The organism is Saccharopolyspora hirsuta, from assembly GCF_008630535.1.
Lineage (GTDB): Bacteria > Actinomycetota > Actinomycetes > Mycobacteriales > Pseudonocardiaceae > Saccharopolyspora > Saccharopolyspora hirsuta.
On record NZ_VWPH01000003.1, the window covers coordinates 208,158 to 233,746 of the forward strand.

At 71.6% G+C, this 25,589-nt stretch carries 22 protein-coding genes; 9 read left to right on the forward strand and 13 right to left on the reverse strand.

The genetic code is table 11. The annotated features are described in order from the left end of the window. Positions 1 to 75 precede the first annotated feature (75 nt). The 4 genes from F1721_RS07155 to glf form a co-directional block, all read right to left on the reverse strand. Complete coding sequence (locus tag F1721_RS07155) at positions 76 to 1,035, reverse strand: decaprenyl-phosphate phosphoribosyltransferase (RefSeq protein ID WP_387510679.1); 960 nt, start codon at positions 1,033 to 1,035, stop codon at positions 76 to 78. Positions 1,036 to 1,291: 256 nt separating this feature from the next. Then, complete coding sequence (locus F1721_RS07160) at positions 1,292 to 1,873, reverse strand: phosphatase PAP2 family protein (RefSeq protein ID WP_387510590.1); 582 nt, start codon at positions 1,871 to 1,873, stop codon at positions 1,292 to 1,294. Positions 1,874 to 1,895: 22 nt separating this feature from the next. After that, positions 1,896 to 3,857 (reverse strand): glycosyltransferase, encoded by a 1,962-nt coding sequence (locus tag F1721_RS07165; RefSeq protein ID WP_150065765.1) that lies wholly within the window; start codon positions 3,855 to 3,857, stop codon positions 1,896 to 1,898. A 1-nt stretch (position 3,858) separates the two neighbouring features. Next, entirely contained in the window at positions 3,859 to 5,049 is a 1,191-nt protein-coding gene (gene glf / locus F1721_RS07170; RefSeq protein ID WP_150065766.1) for a UDP-galactopyranose mutase, read from the reverse strand. Positions 5,050 to 5,353: 304 nt separating this feature from the next. Here glf and F1721_RS07175 point away from each other — a divergent pair, with 304 nt between their 5' ends. Next, positions 5,354 to 6,601, forward strand: coding sequence for a glycosyltransferase 87 family protein (locus F1721_RS07175; protein ID WP_150065767.1), 1,248 nt, complete (start codon positions 5,354 to 5,356; stop codon positions 6,599 to 6,601). 215 nt (positions 6,602 to 6,816) lie between these two features. Further along, a complete protein-coding gene (locus F1721_RS07180) occupies positions 6,817 to 7,836 on the forward strand; it encodes a peptidoglycan recognition protein family protein (RefSeq protein ID WP_150065768.1) in 1,020 nt (339 codons plus the stop codon). 349 nt (positions 7,837 to 8,185) lie between these two features. On the opposite strand, the gene F1721_RS07185 is transcribed toward F1721_RS07180, so the two are convergent. After that, positions 8,186 to 8,998: an HAD family hydrolase gene (locus F1721_RS07185; protein WP_150065769.1), complete on the reverse strand. Its 813-nt coding sequence runs from the start codon at positions 8,996 to 8,998 to the stop codon at positions 8,186 to 8,188. A 122-nt stretch (positions 8,999 to 9,120) separates the two neighbouring features. On the opposite strand from F1721_RS07185, the gene F1721_RS07190 reads away from it, so the two are divergent. Further along, the gene (locus F1721_RS07190) at positions 9,121 to 9,993 is read left to right on the forward strand and encodes an LLM class flavin-dependent oxidoreductase (RefSeq protein ID WP_150065770.1); all 873 of its coding nucleotides are present in this window, start codon (positions 9,121 to 9,123) and stop codon (positions 9,991 to 9,993) included. Between the two features lie 156 nt (positions 9,994 to 10,149). On the opposite strand, the gene F1721_RS07195 is transcribed toward F1721_RS07190, so the two are convergent. After that, positions 10,150 to 10,746: a helix-turn-helix domain-containing protein gene (locus tag F1721_RS07195; RefSeq protein ID WP_246154415.1), complete on the reverse strand. Its 597-nt coding sequence runs from the start codon at positions 10,744 to 10,746 to the stop codon at positions 10,150 to 10,152. A gap of 96 nt (positions 10,747 to 10,842) precedes the next feature. On the opposite strand from F1721_RS07195, the gene F1721_RS07200 reads away from it, so the two are divergent. Then, the gene (locus F1721_RS07200; protein WP_150065772.1) at positions 10,843 to 11,439 is read left to right on the forward strand and encodes an endonuclease; all 597 of its coding nucleotides are present in this window, start codon (positions 10,843 to 10,845) and stop codon (positions 11,437 to 11,439) included. Between the two features lie 65 nt (positions 11,440 to 11,504). Here the strand turns inward: F1721_RS07200 and serS are convergent, their stop codons facing one another. The 3 genes from serS to F1721_RS07215 all read right to left on the reverse strand — a co-directional run bounded on the left by serS (position 11,505) and on the right by F1721_RS07215 (position 14,705). Next, on the reverse strand, positions 11,505 to 12,767 hold the full coding sequence (gene serS / locus F1721_RS07205) for a serine--tRNA ligase (RefSeq protein ID WP_150065773.1): 1,263 nt from the start codon (positions 12,765 to 12,767) through the stop codon (positions 11,505 to 11,507). 105 nt (positions 12,768 to 12,872) lie between these two features. Then, positions 12,873 to 14,042 (reverse strand): glutathionylspermidine synthase family protein, encoded by a 1,170-nt coding sequence (locus F1721_RS07210; protein ID WP_150065774.1) that lies wholly within the window; start codon positions 14,040 to 14,042, stop codon positions 12,873 to 12,875. Between the two features lie 3 nt (positions 14,043 to 14,045). Then, positions 14,046 to 14,705, reverse strand: a complete 660-nt coding sequence (locus F1721_RS07215) for a hypothetical protein (RefSeq protein ID WP_246154418.1) — start codon at positions 14,703 to 14,705, stop codon at positions 14,046 to 14,048. A 138-nt stretch (positions 14,706 to 14,843) separates the two neighbouring features. Between F1721_RS07215 and F1721_RS07220 the strand changes: the two genes are divergently transcribed. Then, entirely contained in the window at positions 14,844 to 15,842 is a 999-nt protein-coding gene (locus F1721_RS07220; RefSeq protein WP_150065776.1) for a septum formation family protein, read from the forward strand. A gap of 17 nt (positions 15,843 to 15,859) precedes the next feature. Next, positions 15,860 to 16,210 carry a metallopeptidase family protein gene (locus F1721_RS07225; RefSeq protein ID WP_150065777.1) on the forward strand — a complete coding sequence of 117 codons (351 nt, stop codon included), beginning with the start codon at positions 15,860 to 15,862 and terminating at the stop codon, positions 16,208 to 16,210. A gap of 259 nt (positions 16,211 to 16,469) precedes the next feature. Here the strand turns inward: F1721_RS07225 and F1721_RS07230 are convergent, their stop codons facing one another. Then, positions 16,470 to 17,096: a histidine phosphatase family protein gene (locus F1721_RS07230; protein ID WP_150065778.1), complete on the reverse strand. Its 627-nt coding sequence runs from the start codon at positions 17,094 to 17,096 to the stop codon at positions 16,470 to 16,472. A 158-nt stretch (positions 17,097 to 17,254) separates the two neighbouring features. Continuing rightward, a complete protein-coding gene (gene pheA / locus F1721_RS07235) occupies positions 17,255 to 18,178 on the reverse strand; it encodes a prephenate dehydratase (RefSeq protein WP_150065779.1) in 924 nt (307 codons plus the stop codon). Between the two features lie 229 nt (positions 18,179 to 18,407). Here pheA and F1721_RS07240 point away from each other — a divergent pair, with 229 nt between their 5' ends. The 3 genes from F1721_RS07240 (at position 18,408) to F1721_RS07250 (ending at position 20,419) form a co-directional block, all read left to right on the forward strand. Then, positions 18,408 to 19,007: a macro domain-containing protein gene (locus F1721_RS07240; RefSeq protein ID WP_150065780.1), complete on the forward strand. Its 600-nt coding sequence runs from the start codon at positions 18,408 to 18,410 to the stop codon at positions 19,005 to 19,007. A 69-nt stretch (positions 19,008 to 19,076) separates the two neighbouring features. Continuing rightward, positions 19,077 to 19,589, forward strand: coding sequence for a DoxX family protein (locus tag F1721_RS07245; RefSeq protein ID WP_150065781.1), 513 nt, complete (start codon positions 19,077 to 19,079; stop codon positions 19,587 to 19,589). Between the two features lie 188 nt (positions 19,590 to 19,777). Further along, a complete protein-coding gene (locus tag F1721_RS07250; RefSeq protein ID WP_170301389.1) occupies positions 19,778 to 20,419 on the forward strand; it encodes a response regulator in 642 nt (213 codons plus the stop codon). Positions 20,420 to 20,598: 179 nt separating this feature from the next. Here F1721_RS07250 and F1721_RS07255 read toward each other — a convergent pair whose 3' ends face one another. Together F1721_RS07255 and cydD are read right to left on the reverse strand one after the other, a co-directional pair. Then, positions 20,599 to 21,786, reverse strand: coding sequence for a GAF domain-containing sensor histidine kinase (locus F1721_RS07255; RefSeq protein ID WP_150065783.1), 1,188 nt, complete (start codon positions 21,784 to 21,786; stop codon positions 20,599 to 20,601). A 191-nt stretch (positions 21,787 to 21,977) separates the two neighbouring features. Next, positions 21,978 to 25,238: a thiol reductant ABC exporter subunit CydD gene (cydD, locus tag F1721_RS07260; RefSeq protein WP_150065784.1), complete on the reverse strand. Its 3,261-nt coding sequence runs from the start codon at positions 25,236 to 25,238 to the stop codon at positions 21,978 to 21,980. Positions 25,239 to 25,589: the final 351 nt, after the last annotated feature.

Here is a 25,589-nt window from a genome sequence, read left to right on the forward strand (position 1 = left end):
TGTCCCTGGTCAGCGGCTCGCGGTAAACACGAAAGCGCCCCCGGTCGGGGGGACCGGGGGCGCTGTTCGGGTTGCTCAGAGGTAGAAGGCCAGGAAGAGGCAGCCCGCCAGGATCAGGCCGAGGACCATCAGGACCTTGTCCTTCAGGACCACTTCCTCCGGCTCGCCCGCCACGCCCTTGTCGATGTCCACCGCGTACCGCAGGATCGCCACCACCATCGGGACGATCGAGATCAGGCCCCAGCGGGACATCTCGAACTCGCGGATGTCGTAGGCCCACAGGGCGTAGGACATGATCGTGATCGCGGCCGCGATGGCCCACACGAACCGCAGGTAGGACGGCGAGTACGCCTTCAGCGACTTGCGGATCTTCGCGCCGGTCTCCATCGCCAGCTTCACCTCGGCGTAGCGCTTGCCCGCGACCATGAACAGCGAGCCGAACGCGACGATCAGGTAGAACCACTGCGTGATGACCAGCCCGGCGGCGGCACCACCGGCGATGGCGCGCAGCAGGAAGCCGGACGCCACGATGCACAGGTCGATCACCGGCTGGTGCTTCAGGCCGAAGCAGTAGCCCAGCTGCACCGCGATGTAGACCGCCATCACGATCAGCAGCGGGGTGCTGGTCAGGCCCGAGATCAGCAGCGATCCGCCGAGCAGCAGCACGCACACCGCGTACGCGATCGGCACCGGGATCAGCCCGGCCGCGATCGGCCGGTTCCGCTTGGTCGGGTGCTGGCGGTCCGCCTCGACGTCGATCGCGTCGTTGACGAAGTAGATGCCGGAGGCGGCCATTGAGAACACGATGAACGCCACCACCGCGTGCCAGAGCACGACCGGGTCCAGGATCTCGCCCGCCGCGAACGGCACGGCCAGCACCAAGACGTTCTTCACCCACTGCTTGGGGCGCAGCTCCTTGATCAGGCCGGTGACCAGGCCCGCCGTGGTGCCCGCCTTCGCGGTCACCTTCGCGTGGTAGGCGTCCGAGGACTTGTCCTTGATGTCGTCGGACTTCTTCGGTTCGGGCTCCAGCACCTCGTCGCCGAACTCGGCACCGATGGTGCCCTCCGCGTCGGTCTCCACCTCGACGCGCTTGGCCGCGGCTTCCGCCGATTCGGCCTCGCCGTCGGTGCTGGCCACCTCGTCGGCCTTGCCCTCGCCGTCGGCGCTGGGCGCCTCGTCCGCCTTGCCGGACCCGCTCAGCAGCGCATCGCCGACGTGGGCACCGTTGCTGCCGTCGGCCTCGGCCGACGCATCGGTCTTGCCGGTGTCGGCCTCGGTTTCGTTCTTGTCAGCCACGGTTCCTCCGCCGTCTCATGAATCGCCGCACGCCCCACGCCACGGCACCGCCGAGCGCAGAACCGGCGACCACATCGCTCGGATAATGAACCCCCAGGACAAGGCGGCTGACCATCATCGGCGGCACCACCGCCGGGGTCAGCTTCTTGCCCGTCAACCCGCCGTAGAGCACCGCGGCGGCCGTCGTGGACGTCGCGTGCGAGGACGGGAAGCTCAACTTGCTCGGCGTGCCGACCAGCACCTGCACCTCGGGGTCGGACGGCCGACGCCGCCGCACCACGCGCTTGACCGCGATCGACGCCGCGTGCGCGGCGGCGACCCCGGCGGCGGCGGTCAGCCACTCGCCGCGGCGCTCGCGGTCCACCAGCGCGCCGACCGCGCCGATGGCCAGCCAGCCACCGGCGTGCTCGCCGAACAGCGACATCGCCCGAGCGGTCTTGACCACGGCCGGCTTGGCCAGCGCGCCCTGCACCTTGCGCAGCGCGACGGTTTCGGGCGTGACCGTCGCCGGTGCTTCGTCGGCGGGTGCGGCGACCGCTTCTTCGGAACCGGTCGCCGTCGTCAGCTCTGCCACATCGTCTCCGGGTGGATCGGGGTCACTTCTGGTCGAAGACCTGTTTCCAGGACTCCGGGCTGGTCAGCTCGGGCAGCGCCGCGCGGTAGACCGCGCACAGCCGGGTCCACTCCTGGCCCAGCCGCTTGTAGTTGGCCAGGGCCCGCATGCCGAGACGGCGGAACTCCTCCGGGTCGCGGCGCCGGAACGCCACCCCGCTGCCGTCCGCGTTCGACACCGTCGCGCTGTCGAGGTTGCCCAGCAGGAACCACCGGGCGCTGGCCGCGGGCACGTTGAGCTGCGGCCGCTCGCCCGCGTCCTTGGCCGGTTCCTTGAGGTTGTGCAGCAGCGCCTTGGACGCGCGCGCCGCGATCACCGCCGGGTTCACCGGCGGCTTGAGCAGGCCCTCGGCCATGATCGGGTTCGCCGAGGGCGGCGGGAACTCGCGGGCGGACGGCAACGTCTTGGCGTCGTCGTAGTCCTTGCGCAGCTCCCGGACCTCCGGCAGCGCCGTGCGGAGGCTGTCGAACAGGCCCTCGGGGCCCGCCATGAAGTCCTCCAGCGCCTTCTGCTGCACCGCGACCGTGGAGTACTCCATCGACAGCAGGTGCCGCAGGGTGAGCTTGAGGCCCTGCTTGATGATGTTGGCCTTGACCGCGTCCGGGCTGTGCAGCGCGGCGAGGATCAGCCGGTTGCGGGTGTGGAAGTACGCCGTCCAGTCGGTGGCGTCGTTCTTGTCCGTCCACGGCATGTGCCAGATCGCCGCGCCCGGCAGCGTCACCGTCGGGTACCCGCGCTCGCCCGCGCGCAGCGAGTACTCCGAGTCGTCGTGCTTGATGAACAGCGGCAGCGGCAGCCCGGTGCGCTCGATCACCTCGCGCGGGAACAGGCACATCCACCAGCCGTTGTAGGTGGAGTGGATGCGCTGGTGCAGCTTGGTGGTCTTGCGCAGCGGCTTCTTCGCGAAGTCGTGGTCGGTGACCGCACCCGGCGCGGCCCGCCAGATGCCCTGGCCCAGGTCCACGACCTCGCCCATGGTGTGCAGCCGCGAGCGGGCCTGCAGGTTCAGCATCTGGCCGCCGACGATGACCGGGTTCGTCGCGGCGCGGGCGAAGGCGTTCGCCCGCAGCACGCCGTCCGGCTCCAGCGCGATGTCGTCGTCGATGACCATGACCTGGTCGGCGTCGGAGTTGTAGATGCCCTCGTACATGACGCGGCCGAAGCCGCCCGAGCCGCCGATGTTGTCCTGCTCGATCACGTGCAGCTTGTCGCCGATCCGGCGGGCCGCCTCGTCGAAGCCCTCGGTGTCGCGGATCTTCTGCGGGCCCTGGTCGGCCACCACGACGCGCTGCACCACCTCCATGACCTGCGGGTCCTCGCCCAGCGTCTGGAGCGCGAGCACGCAGTCGGCGGGCCGCATCGTGGTGGTGCCGACGACGACCTGCTGCTTGGGCAGCGGCACGTCGGTGGTCCAGGCCGCCTCGTCGATCTCCAGCGGCGCGTCGTTGGTGAACAGGTCGAACCAGATCCACCCGCCGTCCTCGAACGGCGTCAGCGACACCCGGAACTCCAGCGAGGTCCAGTCCGCGCTGTCCACCGGGGTGCCCTGCAGGTGGACGCTGTCGCCGTTGGCCTTCGAGCGGTAGACGTCGAGCCGACCGGCCCCCTTGACCTTCAGCCGCAGCACGACCTCGTCGACCTTGGTCCAACGCTTCCAGTAGCTGGCCGGGAACGCGTTGAAGTAGGAGGCCAGGGAGATCTTGCGGTGCGCGGGCACCAGCAGCCGGCGCCGCGACACCACGGTCGCGGCGCTGTCCAGCGACGCCGGCTCGTCGATGTACAGCGGGCGCACGTCCAGCGGGTCCTCGCCGCGCGGGAACACCACGCGCTGCAGCACCTGCTGGTTGGCCACGTCGGGCGTCCCGGAGCGCATCGACGTCACGTCGCTGAGCTTGCTCTCCCCCGCGGCGGGAGAACGGTCCTCTCGGGGGGTCCGGTCGGTCACGTCAGTCCTCCAACGAGCCGTCCAGCGAACGACCCTCGGTGAAGTAGGGGGCGATCTTGTTGTCGAACATGCTCAGCGCCGAGCCGATGGCCATGTGCATGTCGAGGTACTTGTAGGTGCCCAACCGCCCGCCGAAGACGACCTTGCGCTCCTTGGCCTCCTTCTTGGCCAGCTCGCGGTAGGCCTCCAGCTTGCGCCGGTCCTCCGGGGTGTTGATCGGGTAGTACGGCTCGTCCCCGCTCTCCGCGGACCGGGAGTACTCGCGGACGATGACCGTCTTGTCCTTCGGGTAGTAGTCCCGCTCCGGGTGGAAGTGCCGGAACTCGTGGATCCGGGTGTACGGGACCTCTTCGTCGGCGTAGTTCATCACCGAGGTGCCCTGGAAGTCGCCGGTCTCGACGACCTCGGACTCGAAGTCCAGGGTGCGCCAGCCCAGCTCGCCCTCGACGTAGTCGAAGTAGCGGTCCAGCGGGCCGGTGTAGACGACCGGGACGTCGGCGGGCAGCTCGTCGCGCACGTCGAAGAAGTCGGTGCTCAGCCGCACGTCGATGTTGTCGTGGGCGGCCATCTTCTCCAGCCACGCGGTGTAGCCGTCGACCGGCAGCCCCTCGTAGGTGTCGTTGAAGTACCGGTTGTCGAAGTTGTACCGGACCGGCAGGCGGCTGATGGTGGCCGCGGGCAGCTCCTTGGGGTCGGTCTGCCACTGCTTGGCCGTGTACCCGCGGATGAACGCCTCGTAGAGCGGGCGCCCGATCAGCGAGATCGCCTTCTCCTCGAGGTTCTGCGCCTGCGCGGTGTCGAACTCGGCGGCCTGCTCGGCGACCAGCGCCTTGGCCTCGTCCGGGCTGAACCCGCGGCCGAAGAACTGCGACAGCAGGCTCAGGTTCATCGGGAGCGAGTAGATCTGCCCCTTGTGCTTGGTGAACACGCGGTGCTGGTAGTTGGTGAACTCGGTGAACTGGTTCACGTAGTCCCAGACGCGCTTGTTCGAGGTGTGGAAGAGGTGCGCACCGTAGCGGTGCACCTCGATGCCTGTTTCGGGCTCCGCCTCCGAGTAGGCGTTGCCCCCGATGTGGTCACGTCGGTCCAGCACCAGCACCCGCTTGTCCAGCTGGGTGGCGGCGCGCTCTGCGATCGTGAGGCCGAAGAATCCGGAACCAACAACGATCAGGTCATAGCCTGCGAAGCTCACAGCCGTCGAGGGTAGCGGGGGCGAACCGCCGCCCCGAAACCGCGTTGACGTTCGCCGCTACGCATCGCTACGGGGCGTGTCGATATCGCCGCAAACGGCATTTTGTCCGCATTTTCCGGGGGACAGCGCGTGAACTCCGGGTGAATGCGGCGATACGGCACGCAACTATTCACTACTGTTATTACTCGTCAGGCGACCCGCCCGGCGTGTCGTACCCCGAGTACGATTGCAAATCGCGTCGATGCGCCCGGCTCCCACTGCTCGCGAGCGCGGGCGCCGGAGTTCTGGGGTGGTGAGCATCGGGTTGGCACGTGCTCGTGACGGGCGGCACCTGCTGGTCGCGGCGATCGCGGTGGAGATCCTGGCGATCTGGTTCGTGCACTGGATCGACACCCGCGGCTACATCGACACCGAGATCTACCGCCTCGGCGCCCGCGCCTGGCTGCGCGGCTACGACGTGTACGGCGACGACCTCACCCCGGAGTCGCCGGACTCGGGCACCCTGCCGTTCATCTACCCGCCGTTCGCGGTGCTGCTGTTCGTGCCGCTGACCTGGCTGTCGGAGGGCGGCGCGGTCGTGGTGGTGTCCGTGCTCTCGCACCTCGCGATCCTGGTCACCGCGTACTCGCTGGCCCGCTCCTCGACCTACCTGGCGCCGCGGGCCGGGCAGGTGGCGGTGGCCACCGCGCTGCTGCTGCCGTGGTTCACGCTGATCGAGCCGACCCGGGAGACGCTCAACTACGGGCAGATCAACCTGCTGCTGATGGGGCTGGTGGCGGCCGACTGCCTGCTGCCGCGCACCCGCTGGCCGCGCGGCCTGCTGGTGGGCATCGCGGCCGCGATCAAGCTGACCCCGCTGGGGTTCCTGCTGCTGTTCCTGCTGCGCCGGGACTTCCGGGCGCTGGCCGTGACCGGCGTCACCTTCGCCGCGACCGTGCTGATCGGGCTGGTCGCCATGCCGAAGGACTCGGCGGACTGGTGGCTGGACTCGATGTTCTCCACCGGCGACTCCCTCGGCACCGTCTACGTGGGCAACATGACCCTGCGCAGCACGCTGGCCAAGCAGGAGCTGACCGGGTTCGCGCTGAACTCGCTGTGGGTGCTCGGCTCGCTGCTGCTGCTCGTGCTGGCGGTGCTCGGCATGCGGTACGCGCTGCGGGTGTCCAACGTGCCGCTGGCGCTGTGCCTGAACGCCGTGTGGGTGCTGCTGGTGTCGCCGATCTCCTGGTCGCACCACTGGGTGTGGGCCGGGCCGACGCTCGCGCTGCTGTTCGCCATGTCGCTGCGGCACCGCTGGTACGGCGTGCTGATCGCAGTGGTGCTCTGCGGGTTGACGGTGCTGATCGCGCCGCAGTGGTACCTGCCGAACACCGCGGACCGCGAGCTGGACTGGACGTTCTCGCAGCAGGTCGTCGGCAACTCGTACACGCTGATCGGCATCGGGTTCCTGGTGGCCGCCGCGGTGGCCTGCGCCCGGTTCCGGCCCGGCGCCGTCCGCGCACCGGAGCCCGTCGACGTCCCGGCGAGCAGCGCGCCCCAGCACTTCCGCTGAGATCGCGGGACCGTCCACACCCGACTTCGTTGCCCCCGCAATTTCCCGGGTGAAAATCCCCGGGAGATCGGGGGATTCCCGGTCCACAGGGGACGGCGGGTCACCCGGAAAGAGCAGTTGACCAGCGGCTGTTCGGAGTCGCCCGCATACTCGCTTCGGCCCCCGAACCGGTTCCGGCTTCCGGCCGGTCCCCCCGCGCGGAAGCGAGGTACCGCATGCGCCCACGGCTGGGTTTCCCGATCGCACTGCTGCTGGCCGCCGCGGCGCTGCCCGCGGCCAGCGCCGCCACCCCGGAGTCCAGCACGCGGATCCCGCTGCGCGACGCGCCGCTGGACCGCACCCAGACCCGCGAGGTCCGCACCCCGACCCAGTTCGACCTGGTCGGGTTCGCCTGGCGGGGTCCCGCACCGGACCAGGTCGAGGTGCGCACCCGCGGCAGCGGGGAGTGGAGCGAGTGGACCGAGCTGGAACCGGCGGCGGGCGGCAGCGAACCGCTGTGGACCGGACCCGCCGACACCGCGCAGGTGCGCGCCAGCCGCGGCGGCGCGGACGCGACCGGCGACCTCGAGCTGATCGCGATCGACCCCGGCACCCGCCCCGTCCCGACGGCGGACACGCGGATCGCCGGGGCGCCGCCGGTCGTCGGGCGCGCGCAGTGGGGCGCCGACGAGAACCTGATGACCTGGCCGCCCGAACCCACCCGGACCAAGGCCGTGATCGTGCACCACACCGCGGGCACCAACGACTACAGCTGCGCGCAGTCCGCCGACATCGTGCGGGCCATCTACCGCTACCACGCCGTCGAGCTGAAGTGGGGCGACATCGGCTACCACGCGCTGGTCGACAAGTGCGGCACCGTCTTCGAGGGCCGGGCGGGCGGCCTGCGCGGCGACGTCGTCGGCGGGCACGCGCGCGGCTTCAACCGGGAGACCTTCGGCGTGTCGATGCTCGGCAACTACGACCGGGTGGCGCCGAGCGGCAAGGCCGTCGAGTCGGTCGCGGAGATCAGCGCCTGGAAGCTGGGCACCGCGGGCGTGCCCGCCGACGGCCGGACCGAGCTGATCGCCGAACCGGCGAACAACTCGCACCACCCGGCCGGTGCGGCGGTCGCGCTGCCGACGATCTTCGGGCACCGCGACGTGAGCAAGACGGTCTGCCCCGGTCAGCGCGGCTACGAGAAGCTCGGCCCGATCCGCGCCCGCGCGGCCGTCCTGCAGCGCGACGCCCGGCCCTGAGCCCTCCAACCTGGCTGACCCGCAGCCACAACGACTGGACTGCACGGCCAGGAACGACCTCCCGATCTCCAACCCCGGCGCGGCCCCTGAGCCGCCCGGCAAAGCCCGCCCGCGCTAGTCGAGGTGCCAGTTTTGCCTAAAACTGACACCCCACCAGGCCCGGAACGCGCGGTCAGTTATAGGCAAAACCGCCACGCAGACCCCCGGACGACCTTGCCGGGCGCAGTCCCGAGCCCCACCCAACCGCACCTCAGGGGACCGTGACGCAACCCAGCCACAAGAAACCCCGAAAACGCAAGATCACCCCAGATCGCCACCACCACTGTGAATCGCGGAGAGGCGGTACAGATCACCACCAGCGGGTGAGGAGTTCGGCGACGCCGTCCTCGGAGTTGCTGGTGGTCACCTCGTCGGCGGCGGCCAGGGCCGCCGGGTGGGCGTTGCGCATCGCCACGCCGTGGCCCGCCCAGGACAGCATCGGCACGTCGTTGGGCATGTCGCCGAAGGCGATCACGTCCGCCTGCTCGACGCCGAGGTCGGCGGCCACCGCGGCCAGCCCGGTCGCCTTGTCCACGCCCGCCGCGGACAGCTCGATCAGCCCCGCCGACGTCGAGTAGGTCAGCTGCAGCTGGGAGCCGATCACCGCACCGGCCGCCTCGGCCATCTCCGCGCTCGTCATGTGCTCGTGCAGCACCAGCAGCTTGACCGCGGGCTTGCCGGTCAGCTCGTCGACCCCGGCGACCCGGATGTCCGAGTTCGGCCACACCCGGCGGAAGTCGGCCTCGGCCAGGAACTGCTCGTGCGGCCGGTCGTGCGCGCCGTCCGTCGTCCGCTCCACCGCGAACGCGCAGCCCGGCAGCTCGTGGCGCAGCTCGCGGACCACGTCGTGCAGCTCCAGGGACTCGATCACGTGGCTCTGCAGCACCCGGTCGGCCGCGGCGTCGTAGAGCACCGCGCCGTTCGCGCACACCGTCACCCCGGCCACCCCGAGGCCCGCCACCACCGTCGGCACCCAGCGCGGCGGTCGGCCGGTGACCAGCACGAACGGGGTTCCGGAGGCGACCACCCGCTGCACCGTCCGCGCGGTTCGCGAGCTCACCCGCTCCATCGGGTCGAGCAGGGTTCCGTCCACGTCGGATGCCACCAGGCCGGGTTTGCGCACCCCGCCATCCTGCCTCCCGGGGTGCGCGGGCCCACCACCGAGCACCCGTCAACGCGACCCGCGCCACCCCGCATCACCTGATCGGGTCGATGTCGGTGGTGCTCGACCAGTACGGTCGACATGTGCGAGTTGGGATCGTGATTCTGCCGGAGCACCGTTGGTGGGCCGCCGAGCCGCTGTGGCGGATGGCCGAGGAGTACGGCTTCGCCCACGCCTGGACCTACGACCACCTGGGGTGGCGGTCCCTTGTGGACAAGTCGTGGTTCGACGCGGTGCCGACCTTGACCGCGGCCGCGATGGCCACCTCGACCATCCGGCTGGGCACCCTGGTCGCCTCGCCGAACTTCCGGCACCCGGTGCACTTCGCGCGGGAGCTCACCGCGCTCGACGACATCTCCGACGGCCGGATCACCCTCGGCGTCGGCGCGGGCGGCCTCGGCTTCGACAGCCAGGTGCTGGGCCAGCCGGAGCTGACGCCCGGCCAGCGCGTCGACCGGTTCGCCGAGTTCCTGGAGCTGCTCGACCTGATCCTCACCCGCGACACCACCGACTACTCCGGCACGTACTACTCGGCGGTGCAGGCCCGCAGGCACCCCGGCTGCGTGCAGCTGCCCCGCCTGCCGTTCGTGGTGGCCGCCAACGGCCCCCGCGCGATGCAGCTGGCCGCCCGCTACGGCAGCGGCTGGGTGACCACCGGCCGCGGCGCGGAGGACCAGGAGTCGTGGTGGCGGTCGGTCGCCGAGCTGTCGCTGCGGTTCGCCGAGGCGCTCGCCGAGCAGGGGCGGGATCCGGCCAAGGTGGACCGCTACCTGCAGGTCGACGCGGCGCCGGTGTTCTCGATGTCCAGTGTGGAGCACTTCCGCGACGTGGTGGGCCGCGCCGCCGAGCTCGGGTTCACCGACGTGATCACCCACTGGCCGCGCGCCGACGGCCCCTACGCGGGCAAGGAGTCAACTGTCGAGGAGATCGCTTCAGAAGTTCTCCCGGAGATCTGATCTCAGGCGGCAACCCCCGCCCGCGCGGTGCGTCTCCCGGGCATGGAACACGCATTACGAGGCCGTTCCGCGCTGCACAGCCTCGGCCAGTCCGAGATCCCGGCGGACGAGTCCGGGGTAGAGATCGAGTACGTCCAGGAGCGCTGGCAGCCCTGATCACACCTCGCCGCGGGGCGATGCGAGCAGCGTCGCCCCCACCGCCAGGAACTCCGCGGGGGCTCCGCCCAGGGCCGAAAGCCGGTGCGGGACGCGGGCGCTGAAGCTGACGCTGTCCCCGGCGCGCAGCGTCGTCGCGCCCTGCTCGAAGTCCACGTGCAGCTGGCCGCTGAGCACGTAGAGCCAGTCGTGGCCCTCGTGCTTGACCGGGCGCACGCCCTCGCTGGTCGGCGAGATCCGGTAGCGCGCGGCGTACAGGCCGGGGATCACCGCGCGCGGCGTCAGCACCTGCAGCGCCATGCCGTCGGTGTCGACCGTCGGGACCTCGTTGCCGCGCAACACCATCGCCGCCGGGCCCGGCTTGCCGTCGGTGAACAGCTGGGACAGGCCGACGTCCAGCGCGGTGGCCAGCTGCGCCAGCACGTCCAGCGACGGCGTCGCGTCGCCCTGCTCGACGTTCACCAGGTGCGCCACGTCCAGCGCCGCGCGCTCCGCGAGCTCGCCCTGGTCCAGCCCGCGCGCGACCCGCAACCGGCGGATCCGGTCGCCGAGCCCGGCGAGGGCGAGAGCACGCGCGCTACCAGGGGAGTCGGACACGCCCACCACCATAAGTCGGGTGCGGCGGGTTCGCCGTGATCGCGCGTGTGCCCCGGCGTTCGGCCGGGTAGTCATGGTCGGCAGGAGGTGGTGGTGATGTCAGTCCGGGAGACCGTGCAGCGCCTGCTGGACGACGCGGGCACCACCTACGCCGCCGAGGCCGGGATCCAGCTGGCGAACAAGCCCGCCCCGCTGTACCGGCTGCTGGTGCTGACGGTGCTGATGTCCGCGCGGATCAAGGCGGAGCTGGCGGTGTCGGCGGCCCGCGAGCTCGCCGAGTTCGGCACCCCGCAGAAGATGTGCGACGCGACCTGGCAGCAGCGGGTGGACGCGCTCGACCGCGGGCACTACGTCCGCTACGACGAGAGCACGTCGACCGCGCTCGGCAAGGGCGCGCAGCTGCTCGTCGACCGGTACCACGGGGATCTGCGCCGGATGCGCGCGAAGGCCGACGGGGACCTGGACGTGCTGCGGGAACTGCTCACCGAGGTGCCGCGCATCGGACCGGTGGGCGCGGACATCTTCTGCCGCGAGGTGCAGCTGGTGTGGCCGGAGCTGCGGCCGTTCTTCGACGAGAAGGCGCTGGCCGGGGCGCGGAAGCTGGGGCTGCCGACCGCCCCGGACCGGCTCGCCGAGCACGTCGAGGGCCACGACCTGGCCCGCCTGGCGACCGCCCTCGTCCGCGCCGGGTGACCCCGCCCGCGATTTCCATTGAAATCGGACGTTCGACTTCAATGGAAATCGCGGGGACGACGCCCCTACTTGGGTTCGAGGACCTCGCGGCCGCCGAGGAACGGGCGCAGCGCCACCGGGACGCGGACCGAACCGTCGGCCTGCTGGTGGTTCTCCAGGATCGCCACGATCCAGCGGGTGGTGGCCAGCGTGCCGTTGAGGGTGGCCGCGATGCGGGTGCGGCCCTCCTCGTCGCGGTAGCGGGTGTTCAGCCGCCGCGCCTGGAACGTGGTGCAGTTCGAGGTCGAGGTCAGCTCGCGGTAGGTCTGCTGGCTGGGCACCCAGGCCTCGCAGTCGAACTTGCGGGCCGCGCTGGCGCCGAGGTCACCGGCCGCGGTGTCGATCACCCGGTACGGCACCTCGATCTTGGCCATCATGTCCTCTTCCCAGGCCAGCAGGCGCTGGTGCTCCTCCCGCGCGTCCTCCTCGCGGCAGTAGACGAACATCTCCAGCTTGTTGAACTGGTGCACGCGGATGATGCCGCGGGTGTCCTTGCCGTAGGAGCCCGCCTCGCGGCGGAAGCAGGTCGACCAGCCCGCGTAGCGCAGCGGGCCGTCGGAGAAGTCCAGGATCTCGTCCGAGTGGTAGCCCGCCAGCGGCACCTCGGAGGTGCCGACCAGGTACAGGTCGTCGGCCTCCAACCGGTAGACCTCGGTGGAGTGCGCGCCGAGGAAGCCGGTGCCGTCCATGATCTCCGGCCGGACCAGCACCGGCGGCACGACCAGGCTGAACCCGGCGGCGGTGGCCTGCGCGGCGGCCATGTTCAGCAGTGCCAGCTCCAGCTGGGCGCCGATGCCGGTGAGGAAGTAGAACCGGGCGCCGGACACCTTCGCGCCGCGCTCCATGTCGAAGGCGCCGAGCGCGTTGCCCAGGTCGACGTGGTCCTTGATCTCGAAGTCGAACTCGCGCGGCACCCCGACGTGCTTGAGCACGGCGTAGTCGTCCTCGCCGCCCGGCGGCACGTCCGGCTCGACGATGTTCTGGACGGCCTTCTGCGCCCGCACCAGCTCCTCGTCGGCCTCCGACTGCGCGGCCTCGGCCTCCTTCACCTGCGCGGAGAGCTCCTTGGCGCGGGCCAGCAGCGCCTCGCGCTCCTCGCCCTTGGCCTTGCCCACCTTCTTGCCGAGCTGCTTCTGCTCGGCGCGCAGGTTGTCCGCGCGGGACACCGCGGACCTGCGACGCTCGTCGGCGGACAGCAGCGCGTCCACCAGGGACGCGTCTTCACCGCGCGCACGCTGCGAAGCGCGCACGGCTTCCGGATCATCGCGTAGCGTCTTCAGGTCGATCACAGCTGGTCAGCGTAGTCCCCACCGGCCCGTCCCCGACGCCTGGGTGGCAAAAAGCGCCGAGATCGACAACCATCCGGGGGTCGTCGATCCCGGCGCGAAAACCGCTCAGCTGCTGCCGGGAATGCGGTGCGGGACGAAGGCCGCGCCGTCGTCGGTGATCAGGCCCGCCGTCTCGCGGATGCCGAGGCCCGCCGAGGAGTCGCCGACCACCCAGGCGCCGAGGGCGGGGCGCATGCCGTCGAACTCCGGCAGCGGGTCGAACGCCTGGTAGACGTAGCCCTCCTCGCCGTAGATGCCCGCCGTCTCGGTCTCCCAACCCGGCGCCACCACGGAGATGTTGTTGCCCTCGCGGCCCAGCCGGGGCTTGCGGACGTACTCGGTGAGCAGGCCCGGCTGGTCCAGGAACGTCGGCAGCAGGTTCGGGTGCCCGGGGTGCATCTCCCACAGGACGGCCAGCAGCGCCTTGTTGGACAGCAGCATCTTCCACAGCGGCTCGACCCACTGGGTGGCGGGCAGCGTGCCCACCGCGTGCTTGCCGAACTCGTCGTCGACCATCCACTCCCAGGGGTAGATCTTGACGACGGAGTTCATCGGCGCTTCCTCGAGGTCGACGAAGCGCTCCAGCAGGCTGTCCCAGCCGATCTCCTCGATGGCCAGGCCGACGGTGTTCAGGCCCGCCTCCGCCGCGGTCTCCTGCAGGTAGGCGGCGGTGATGTTGTCCTCACCGGTGGTGTCGGCCGAGGACCAGGTGAAGTGCACCTCGGTGGTGGCCAGCTGGTCCTTGATCTCGGCCCAGCGCTCCACCAGCTTCTCGTGGATGGAGTTCCACTGGTCGTCGCCCTCGTGGCACTCGGTCAGCCAGTGCCACTGCACGACCGCGGCCTCCAGCAGCGAGGTCGGGGTGTCGGCGTTGTACTCCAGCAGCTTGGCCGGGCCGGTGCCGTCGTAGCGCAGGTCGAACCGGCCGTACAGGTGCGGGTCGCCGCGCTTCCAGGACTCCGCGATGTGCGGCCACACCCACTCCGGGATGCCGAAGTCCTTGTACCGCTCGGTGGTGATCACGTGGTCCACCGCGTCCAGGCACATCGAGTGCAGCAGCTCGACGTCGGCCTCCAGGGAGAGCACCTCGTCCAGGCTGAACTCGTAGTGCGCGCCCTCGTCCCAGTAGGGCCGCGCCGAGCCGTCCGCCGCGCGGGCGGGGGTGCCGAAGACCAGCCCCAGCTCCTCGACCTTGGCCTGCCAGTCCGGCCGCCGCTCGGTTGTCCTGCGTCGCACCCGTCAGCTCCCGCTGCTGCCGCTCTTGTTGTTGATGCCGAAACCACCGCGCTGGATGGTCTTGCCGCTGGTGTCCTTGATCGTGGAGCCGGACGGCTTGGTGAAGGAGGACCCGGTCGCCGGTGAGCCCACCGGCGGGGCCGACACACCGGCAGGCGTGTAGGCGTAGCGGTAGGAGTTGTAGCCGCCGATGCCGCCCCCGGGCAGGAAGATCGGCATGAAGAACATGCCGCCGCTGACGTGTCCGCCGTGGCTGGTCACGTACTGCTCGTTGCAGAAGTCGTCCTGGTCGCGGACGCCCGGCTGGCCGGACTGCTCGGTGGCGCAGTACTGCTCGCTGGCGTTGGCCTCGTTGCTGACCTCGGACGCCGAGTACATCGCGGCGACCAGCGCCACCACGCCGACCGTCACGCCACCGCCGATCATCACGCGGCGGCGCTTCTGGCTCTTCTGCTCGGCCGCCTCCAGCTCGGCGCGCTCCTTCTCCTCGCGGCGCTTCTCGGCCGCGATGCGGGCGCGCTGCTCGGCGAGCGTCGGTTCGCGCGGGGTCGTGCTCTCCGGGTCCTGGTACCGGATCTGACCGCGCCCCGGTTCCGCCTTCGGCTGCTCGGGCTGCTCCGGGGGGTTCGGCGGCGTCCCCCCACCCGACTGCTCGTCTGCCACTGGCCTGCCATCTTCCGTCATAACCCCACTCCCGGAAGCAACACTACCTATCCCGAAGACGACCTCGGCAACGAATCGGTTCCGAACCGGCCCGAGGTAACCGCGCACCGCCCGTTCGAACCAGGCATCATGTCGATGATGGCCGCGCCCGATGCACCCCAGAGTCCCAGCCGGAAGCCCAACACCCGGCTCGTGATGATCTGCGCCGTGCTCGGCGCGCTGCTGGTCCTGGTGGTCAGCGCGCTGCTGAACTGGCCGACCGGCGGGACCTCGCAGAGCGGCGGCCCCAACCAGCTCGGCTCCGCCCCGGCGCCCCGGGTGGTGTTCACCGCGCCGCCGGGCAGCTGCCTGAGCTGGGCCGAGTCCGACGCCTCCGACATCCGCCAGGTCACCTGCGCCGAGCCGCACCTGTTCGAGGTCACCGGCACCGCCGACCTGCGCCCGCAGTTCGCCGACAACGCCCCGTTCCCGAACACCGAGCAGTGGCAGCAGATCAAGCAGGAGCGCTGCGTGGAGGTGTCCACCGGGTTCCTGTCCGGCCGGTTCGACCCCAACGGCCGGTTCAGCGTCGGCGCGTTCACGCCGAGCGAGGACGGCTGGGCCGACGGCGACCGGACGCTGCACTGCGGCCTCCAGCAGCCCGGGCCGTCCGGCAGGCTCTACCCGATCACCGGCAGCGCCTCGACGATGGACCAGTCCAACGTCTACCCGGAGGGCCGCTGCCTGGGCATCAACGGCACCGCGGTGTGGGACCCGGTGGACTGCGCGCGGCCGCACTCGGTGGAGATCACCGGCGTGGTCAACCTCGGCGACCAGTTCCCCGGCGGCTACCCGGCCGAGCAGGACCAGGACGGCTTCCTGTTCACCCGGTGCGAGGAGCTGACCGCCCGCTACGCGGGCAGCCCGACCGCGGCCAAGGACAAGGGCCTGGTCACCTACTGGGACACCCTCCCGGAGGAGAGCTGGAACGCCGGGTCGCGGCAGGTGAACTGCAAGGTCAGCGCGCAGCTGCCGGACGGCAGCGGGCTCGCACCGGTGACCGGCAGCGTCAAGGGCGAGGTGCAGGTAGGCAAGGAGCCCGCGCCGCGCGCCACCGCCCCGGGCGAGCCCGGCGCACCCGCCACCGAACCCCGCTGAGCTGGTAGAACGGGTTCATGCCGGTGGAGATGACCCGCGCCCGGTTCGAGGAACTCGTCGCGGACGCGCTGGATCTGCTGCCCGCGGAGTTCGCGGCCGCGATGAACAACGTGGTGGTGCTGGTCGAGGACGCCAACCCCGAGGACCCGTCGCTGCTCGGGCTGTACGAGGGGATCGCGCTGACCGAGCGCGACAGCACCTACGCCGGGGTCATGCCGGACCGGATCACGATCTACCGCGAACCGCTGCTGGACATGTGCGCCGACGAGGAGGAGCTGGTCGACGAGGTGGCGGTGACGGTCGTGCACGAGATCGCCCACCACTTCGGCATCGACGACGACAAGCTCCACGCCCTCGGCTGGGGGTAGAGCTCTGTACCGCCTCTCCGCGATTTTCAGTGGTGGTGGCGTTTCGGGGTGATCTCGCGTTTTCGGGGTTTCTTGTGGCTGGTTTGCGTCACGGTCCCCTGAGGTGCGGTGGGGTGGGGCTCGGGACTGTGCCCGGCAAGGTCGTCCGGGGGTCTGCGCGGCAGTTTTGCCTATAACTGACCGCGCGCTCCGGGCCTGGTGGGGTGCCAGTTTCAGGCAAAACTGGCACACCGCATCCGGACGGGGCGCTGTCTCGGGGTTACGCCGGGGGTTGGAGGTCGGGGAGGCCGTCCCAGGCTGTGCAGGTCCAAGCGGTGGGGGCGTCCGGGTCGGATTCGAGGACGATCACGCCGGTGTTCGGGAGGTGGACCGAGTTCGCCGTTGCTCCGTCGATGTTCGAGGCCAGGGCTGCGGCCGCCAGGCGGAGCATCGCGCCGTGGCTGACCAGGACCACCGAGCCGTCGCCGGAGCCGTTGATCGCGTTGCGCGCTCCGGTGACGAACCTGGTCAGCGCCTCGCGGCCGGTCTCCCCGTTGGGCATCGGGACGTCGAGCTCACCCAGGTGCCAGAGGGCGTAGATCTCGTCGAAGGTTCGCAGTGCTTCCGGGTCGCCTCGGCGCTCCAGGTCGCCGACGTAGACCTCGTGGGTGCCCTCGACGACCTCGACGGGCAGGCCGTGGCGCTGTGCGAGCGGCTGGGCGGTCTGCTGGGCGCGGACGGCGCGGCTGGCGTGGATCGAGACGATCTTCTCCTCGGCCAAGCGGACCGCCAGCTCCGCCGCCTGCTGCTCGCCGAGCTCGGTCAGGCCGGGGCCAGGCGGCAGGGTGTCGAGCACGTGGGCGACGTTGGCCGGGGTCTGCCCGTGGCGGATCAGGACCAACCGCATCCCAGCGGGGGCTTCCAGCGCAGTTCCGCCTCTCCGCGATTCACCGTGGTGGTCACGTTTGGGAACAATCTTGCGTTTCGCGGTTTCTTGTGGCTGGTTCGCGTCACGGTCCCCTGAGGTGCCGTTGAGCAGGACTCGGGACCGTGGATCAGGAGTGCTCATGCGAGCCGCCCCGCTCGGACGTCTTCCACCCACTGCACCGAGGCCAGGAACGCCTGTTCCGAGGCGTTCGGGCGGACGGTGGCCGGGGTTCGGTCGGCCTTCGGGTAGGAGCCGAGGAAGCGGACCGTGCTGCAGCGGCGGCGCAGGGCGGTCAGCGCGTCGCCGATGCGCGCGTCCGCGACGTGGCCGTCGAAGTCCAGGAAGAACCGGTACTCGCCGAAGCGGTCCTTGATCGGGCGGGACTCGATGCGGCTGAGGTTGATGCCGCGCAGCGACAGCTCGGCGAGCAGGTCGGCGAGCGCGCCGACCTCGTCGCTGATCACCGCGCACAGCGAGGTGCGGTCCGCGCCGGTCGGCTCCGGCAGCTTGCCGGGGCGGCGCACCAGCAGGAACCGGGTCACCGCGTCACGCACGTCGGCGATGCCGCCGATCAGCCGCTGCAGGGACGGGTAGTGCTCGACGGCGACCGGCGCGGAGATCGCCGCGTCGAACTCGCCAGCCGCCACCGCCGCGGCACCGGCCGCGGTCGAGCTGGTGGCGCGCGCCTCGGCGCCGGGCAGGTGCTCGGCCAGCCAGCCGCGGACCTGCGCCAGCGCGTGCGGGTGGCTGGCCACGGTGCGGATCGCGCCCTGCTCGGTGCCCGGCCGGACGAGCAGGTCGAACTGCACCGGCAGCAGGGCCTCCTGGACGGCGACCAGCGGCTCGTCCGCGGTCAGCGCGTCCAGCGTCGCGGGCACCGACCCCTCGACGGAGTTCTCCACCGGCACCCCGGCCGCCAGCACCTCGCCGCGGCGCACCGCGGCCAGCGCCAGCGGAACGGTCTCGTAGGGCACGAGTTCGGCGTCGAAGTCCCCGGTGAGCGACCTGGTGGCCTGCTCGGTGAAGGTGCCCGCCGGACCGAGGTAAGCGATTTGTGCCACGCGACCAGCCTAGAGAAGCCCGCCGAACCACCCCGCACCACGGGTGACCCAAGCCATACCGCGGCCCGCCGAAACCCGCATCGCCGGGCGGGCGGCTGAGCCGGTTCCGGCGGTGAGCAGCGGCCCTGGCAGCTCGCACCACCGCGCCGGGCGACCACTCGATCTTCAAGAGTCGAAGGTGTGACCTACCCGATGCCACCGGGGCGGGCTTTCCTGCGATGCTGTGTGCGTGACCGCAGATTCGGGGCGCTCGTCGGAGGGAGCGGAGCCGGAGCTGCAGCTCGTCCTGTGCGCGTTGGACGAGCCGCTGGCCGCAGCCTGGCAGGAGATCGCAGACGACCGCGCGGGCCTCGCCGTCCACCGGGGTTCGGTGCTGGACTTGTCGGTCGACGCGGTGGTGAGCCCGGCGAACTCGTACGGCTGGATGCGCGGCGGCATCGACGCCGTGTACGCGCGGGCCTTCCCGGAGGTGGAGGAGCAGGTGCGCAGCGCCGTGCTGGCCTACCACGGCGGGGAGCTCCCGGTCGGCGAGGCGCTGCTGGTGCCCACCGGCGTGCCGAACCCGATCTGGCTGATCAGCGCGCCCACCATGCGGGAACCCGGGGAGCGGTTGCCCGCCGACACCGTGCACCCCTACCTGGCGGCGCGCGCGGTGCTGCGGCTGTGGGCCAGCGCGGTGCTGGAGAGCGGCGCGCTCGTGCGGCAAGTGGTGCGGTCGATCGCGATGCCCGGTCTGGGCACCGGCGTCGGCGGGGTGGCGCCCGAGCTGTGCGCGCGGCAGATCGCCGCCGCGTGGGACGAGGTGTTCACCCGCGTGGACCAGCGCTGACGATCAAGCGGATCCGGGCCGCAGTGAGTACCGTCGGGCGCACCGGTCGACCACCGAGGAGGTTCCCCGATGCTGATTCGCCGTTTGGCCCGACCGATGCTCGCCGCGGTGTTCATCTACGGCGGGATCGGATCGCTGCGCGATGCGCCGAACCACGCCAAGGCGGCGGCCCCGCTGCTGGAGAAGGCCACCGGACCGATCAAGGACTCGCTGCCCGAGCAGATCCCGACCGACCCGGAAACCCTGGTGCGCATCGACGGCGTGGTCAAGATCGGGGCGGGCGCGATGCTGGCGCTCGGCAAGTTCCCGCGGCTGTCGTCGCTGCTGCTGGCCGGGAGCATCGTGCCGACGACGCTGGCCGCGCACGCCTTCTGGGAGATCACCGACCCGCAGGAACGCGCCAACCAGCAGGTGCACTTCCTCAAGAACGTCGGCCTGCTCGGCGGCCTGCTGCTGACCGCGGTGGACACCGCGGGCAAGCCGTCGGTCGGCTACCGGGCGAAGCGCCGCGCGCGCAAGGTCGCCGCGCAGACCCACCAGACCGTCGGCGCGGTCAAGGGCGTCACGAAGATCAAGAAATGACTGAGGTTTTCCAGCCCCGTCCTGCGTAGCGGTGCGGGTGGCGGAACCTCAGACGCTCCCCGGACCGCAGGTGCCCAGCCTTATGTGTGCCGGTCAGGTGTTGCCGCTGCGGTCGCCGACCAAGATTGAAAGGCGCCGGATCCGACCCTCCGCGCACGTCCTGGCGGGCACCTACGTAGCGTGGGTGTGTGCCGGTGAGCGTGCTGCTAGTCGATGATCATGAGGTGGTCCGGCGCGGTCTGCGCGACCTGCTGGACACCGAGGATGACGTGTCGATCGTCGCCGAGGCCGGGGGCGTCGGCGAGGCCCTTGTGCGCGCGCAGGCGACCCGGCCGGACGTCGCCGTCATCGACATGCGGCTGCCCGACGGCGACGGCCTGGAGCTGTGCCGTCGGCTGCGGGAACTGCCGGAACCTCCGTACTGCCTGGTGCTGACCGCGTTCGACGACGAGAGCGCGCTGGTCGGGGCGATCAACGCCGGGGCGTCCGGCTACCTGCTCAAGCAGGTGCGGGGCCAGGACCTGGTCAACGCGGTGCGCGAGGTGGCGGCGGGCCGTTCGCTGCTGGACCCGGTCACCACCGGGCGGGTGCTGGCCCGGCTGCGCCAGTCCAGCAACCCCGAGCAGGACGAGCTCGCGGCGCTGACCGAGCGGGAGCGGCGGGTCCTGGAGCTGATCGGCGAGGGGCTGACCAACCGCCAGATCGCCGAGCAGCTGTTCCTGGCGGAGAAGACGGTGAAGAACTACGTGACCTCGGTGCTGGCCAAGCTCGGCATGGAGCGCCGCACCCAAGCCGCAGCCTGGGTCGCCCGCCGCCAGATAGAGCACTGACGTGGTGGTACGAGGCCCATAAGCCCAACCCGGGGACCGCGACACAACCCAGCCACAAGAAGCTTCGAAACGCGAGACCCCCGGAACGCAACCACCACAGTCGCAACCTGAGCTCGACCCAACCGCAGCTAAGGGGACCGTGACGCAACCCAGCCACAAGAAACCCCGAAAACGCAAGATCACCCCGGATCGCAACCACCACTGTGATTCGCGGAGAGGCGGGTCAGCGGCACTTCCCAGGTGACCGTGGTGCCGCTGTCCGGGGATGAGGTGATCACGCAGCGGCCTCCGGCGGCGACCGCTCTTTCTTCGAGGTTGCGGAGGCCTCGCTTGCTCACGTCCCGGGGGATGCCGCAGCCGTCGTCGACCACCTGGAGGAGGAGTCCGGCGTCCGAGCGGCGGACCCGCACCAGGACCGTCTTCGCGCCCGCGTGGCGGACCACGTTGGACAGCGCTTCGCGCAGGGCGGCGCGGGCGTGGTCGGCGACCTGGACCGGCACGTCCGACAGGTCGCCCTCGATCTCCAGCCGCGGGGGGCGGCCCATCAGCTCCCCGGCTATCTGCACCTCGGAGCGCATCGAGTCATCCAGCGCGGGCGCGTGGTCCGGGGTCTCCGGGTCGGCCGAGCGCAGCGTGCGAGCCGTGGCGCGGACCTCGGCGATCGCCTGGTCGATCTGCTCCATGGTCTCCGACAGCCGGGCCGAGTCGGCCGGGGTGAGCTGGCCGGACAGCCTCCGCTCCAGCACCTCCAGCTGCACGCCGGTGGCGTAGAGGCGCTGCACGATCACGTCGTGCAGGTCGCGGGCGATCCGCTCGCGCTCCTGGTACACCGCGATGCGCTGGCGGGCGGTTGATCCCTCGGCGAGCACGAGCGCCAGCCCGGCCTGCGCGGCGAACGAGGTCAGCACGTCGACCGCGACGCGCGTGAACGTGCTCGCGCCGCGCCTGCGGTACACCGCCAGGGCCCCCAGCCTGCGCTCGCGGGTGCCGAACGGGGCGACCGCGAACGGTCCGTAAACCCGCAGCGCAGCGGGGACGTACGGGGCCGTCAGCGGGTCGTCGATGAGGTCGTCCACGACGACCGGGACCCCGCTGCGGGCCACGCGTGCCGCGGCCGACCGCGAGGACAGGACGGTGCCGACCGGGTCGGCGAGCGGGCCGATCGCGGACGGCGCGCCGTAGGCGGCTTCGACCGTCAGGCGGCCGTCGTCGGCGCGGACGGTGACGACGCCGAGGTCCGCCTCGGCGAGTTCGGCGGCGCGGCGGACGACCAGCGGGAGCACCGCGTCGGGATCTTCCGCGGACAGCGCCGCGCGGGTGATCTCGGTCGATGCCGCCAGCATTCGCCGGGCGAGGGAGGAATCCATGTCGTGCACGAGGCTATAGCTCCCCACCGGTTGCTGGCGCCTCCTGACGACGCAGGTCACAGGCGGTGGAGCCCGCCGTCCGCACAACGATCACGACCCGAGTTCCTACCGCGCGGCGGCCGACCGGCACCAGGTCGGCTTCCGACCAGCGGAGCACCGGGGTCACCGCCCGCTCCCCGACCGGGCCGCGGTCACGAGCCGGTCCCCGCTGGTGCGGCGACGGTGAGCTCGCCGTTCTCCACGCGCAGGACGACGTCGGCGCGCTCGGCTTCCGACCAGCGGTGCGTCACGTGCACCAGCGTGCGCCCGCGCAGTTCCTGCGACAGGCGGTCCAGGAGGGCTTCGGCGGTCGGGACGTCCAGGTGCGCCGTCGGTTCGTCGAGCAGCACCAGTTCGGCGTCGTGGACCAGCAGGGCGCGGGCCAGCGCCAGGCGCTGCGCCTCTCCCCCGGACATCGCGGTGCCGCCGACCACGGTGTCGAGCCGGTCGGCCCAGTCCGGCAGCCCGGCCACGCGGAGGGCCTCGGTGAGCTCGTCGTCGCTCGCCTTCGGCGCGGCCAGCCGCAGGTTCTCCCGCACCGTCGTGGACACGAGCTGCGGCTCCTGCGGGCACCACGCGATCCGCCCCGGCACCCGCACGTCGCCGCGCTCCGCGGGCAGGAATCCCAGCAGCAGGGCCAAGAGCGTCGACTTGCCGCCGCCGGAAGGCCCGACGACCGCCACGTGCGCCCCGGCGGGCACGCGCACGTCCACGCCGCGCAGCGCCGGTCCCGCCGCTCCCGGCCAGCGCACGTCGACGTCGGCGAGCTCGACCTCGCCCGCCGAGCGAACGGCCCCGCTCGGGAGGTCGGCCGTCCCGACGGCGAGCAACGGCTCCAGGCGGTTCTGCGCGGACCGCAGCGAACGCCACTGCTGCGCAGCCGGGGGCAGCAGCGCGACCGCCTCGGCCACCGCGAGCGGCACGAGCCCGAGCAGGGGCGCCAGTTCGGGTGCCAGCCGCCCCTCGGACACCGCTGCCGCGCCGAGCCACGCGCCGCCGAGCACCGCGACCCCGATGAGCAGGGTGATCACCGCAGTGGCCGCTCCAGCACCGAAGGCGGCGCGCCGTGCCCGCGCGGCCAGGCGGGTGTCCTCCGCGGCCAGTTCGGCGCGCTGCCCGGTGTGCGCGCCGAAGGCGAGCAGCTCCGCCGCACCGTCGAGGAGTCCGAGGACGCGTGCGGAAACCCGGCGCCGCCCTTCGGCCACGGCGGTCGTCGCGCGGCGCTCCGCCGCGACGGCCGCTAGCGGGCTCGCGAAGCAGGCGACGAGGAGCACGACGCCGAGCAGGACACCGGCCTCCGGCAGCACCAGCGCCTGCACGACGACCGCCACGACCATCACGACCACGGCCACCACCGGCGGGAAGATCACCCGCGGCACCAGGTCGCGGACCGCGTCGACGTCGTCGACGAGCCGGGCGACGCCCTCGCCTCGGCGGAGCCCGGACGTGCGCACCGGCCCGAGCCGCACCAGGGCGTCCCACAACCGGCGCCGCATGCGGCCGGACAGCCGGAACGCGGCATCGTGCGTGATCAACCGCTCGACGTAGCGCAGCACCGCGCGCGAGAGCGCGAAGGTGCGGACCCCGACGACCGCGACCGACAGGGTCAGGATCGGCGGCTGCTGCGATGCGCGGGCGATCAGCCACGCCGAGGTCGCGGCGAGGGCGAGGCCGGAGAGCAGCGACAGCGCGCCGATGCCGGTGCCGACGAGCAGGCGCGGCGACAGCAGGTCGCGGAGGCGACCGCGGGCCGCGGGCAGGTCGGGCGCAGCGGCCGGGGCGGCCGCGAGCACCGGCTCGGAGCGCTCCCCGGCGGCTTCCGGGCGGTGGCTGGCCAGCACCACGATCGCGCCCGCGTCGGCGGCGCGGCGGATCGCCGCGTTGACCTGGTTCGCCGTGGCGGTGTCCAGGTGCGCGGTGGGCTCGTCGAGCAGCAGGATCGTCGCGTCGCCGCGCAGCCGGAGCAGGGCGCGCGCCACCGCGACGCGTTGACGCTCCCCTGTGGACAGTTCGTCGGTGCGGCGGTCCCGCAGGTGGGTCGCTGCTGCTGCGGCCAGCGCTTCACCGACGTGCGCCGAGAGGTCCGGCTGGTCGGCGGTGGCGACGGCGAGCTCGTCCGCGACGGTGCCGCCGGAGAACGTCGGGCGCTGCGGCACCCAGGCGATGCGGCGGCGCCACTCCCCCGGCGCGAGCTCCGCGATGTCCACGCCGTCGCAGGTGACCGCGCCGCTCGCCGGTTCGGCGAACCCGAGCAGCACCGACATGGTGGTGGACTTGCCGCTGCCGCTGGGGCCGATGCCGTCGAACCCCTCCAACCGCACGATCTCGCCCGCCCGCGCGGTGAAACTCAACCCGTCCGGCGCGAACCCGTCCCGCCGCCGCACCCGGAGCCCCGAGACGCGCAGCTCCCGCGCGGGCAGGTCGTCGCTGCGCCGTGAGCGCGAATGGTCGTCAGAGCCACCATCGCCGCTCACGATCTCGTCGACCCGGCGGACGGCCTCCACGCCGTCCTCGCTGGCGTGGTGCGCGGCGCCCGCCGCGCGCAGCGGCAGGTAGCACTCCGGGGCGAGGACCAGCACCAGCAGTCCGGTGGCCAGGTCGAAGTCGCCGGAGACCAGGCGCAGCCCGATGCCCACCGCCACCATCGCCACCGACAGCGACGAGAGCAGCTCGAGCACCAGCGCGGACAGGAACGCGACGCGCAGCGTGGCGATCGTGGTCCGGCGGTGCGAGTCGCTGACCCGGCCGACCACCTCGCCCTGCGCCCGCGCCCGGCCGAACGCGGTGAGCACCGGCAGCGCCCGGATCAGCTCCAGCAGCTGCCCGGACAGCCGCTGGACCGCGTCGGCGGCCTTCGAGGTGCGCTGCTCGGTGTACTTGCCGACCAGCCAGGCGAACAGCGGGATCAGCGGCACCGTGATCAGGATGACCAGCGCGGACACCCAGTCGGACCACAGGATCCAGGCCCCCACCAGCGGTGGCACCACGGCCGCCGTGACCAGCGCGGGCAGGTACTTGGTGAAGTACGCGTCGAGCGCGTCGAGCCCCTTGGTGGCCAGCGCGGTCAGCTCCGCGGGACCGCGCCGCTGGATCCACTCCGGGCCCCGGCGCAGCGCGGAATCCAGCAGCAGGCCGCGCAGCTCCTCCTTCGCCCCGGCCGCGGCGCGCGCCGACACCGACTCGGTCGCCCAGCCCAGCACCGCCCGCGCCACCACGGCACCGGCCAGCACGACCAGGTAGTCGCCGATCTCGTCCGGCGCGGCGCCGCGCGTCACCACGGCCGCGAGCGCGCTGCCCAGCGCCCAGGCCTGCACGATCAGCGCGATCGCGTTGCCTACCGACAGCAGCCCGGCGACCGCGAGGGCACGTCGAGCCGACGCGGACAACCGCGGCAGCGCACCCAGCGGACCCATCACTCGCTCCTCACCAAACGTCCTGCGACCTCCACAGTGTCGGGCGGATCGGCGATTCCGCGGTGCTCGACATACCGCGGCATGTCCGGCGCCCGACACGCCGAGAGGCGCGGAACCCCCGCGATTTCAATGGAAATCGGAGGTCTGATTTCCATTGAACTTGTTCGTCCTGTCTGCGGACCGCAGCCGCGAAAGGTGACCGGCACCGACCGGCAGGTGCCGCATGCGCCGCCAGGCGCATAACCCACCTGATCAACCGGCATTGCCGCGGGTTCACGGTGCCCACCCCTCCGGGGTTCCTTCCGGCGAGGACGGCCCTGACTCCGTGCATTGGACATGCACAAGTCAGGG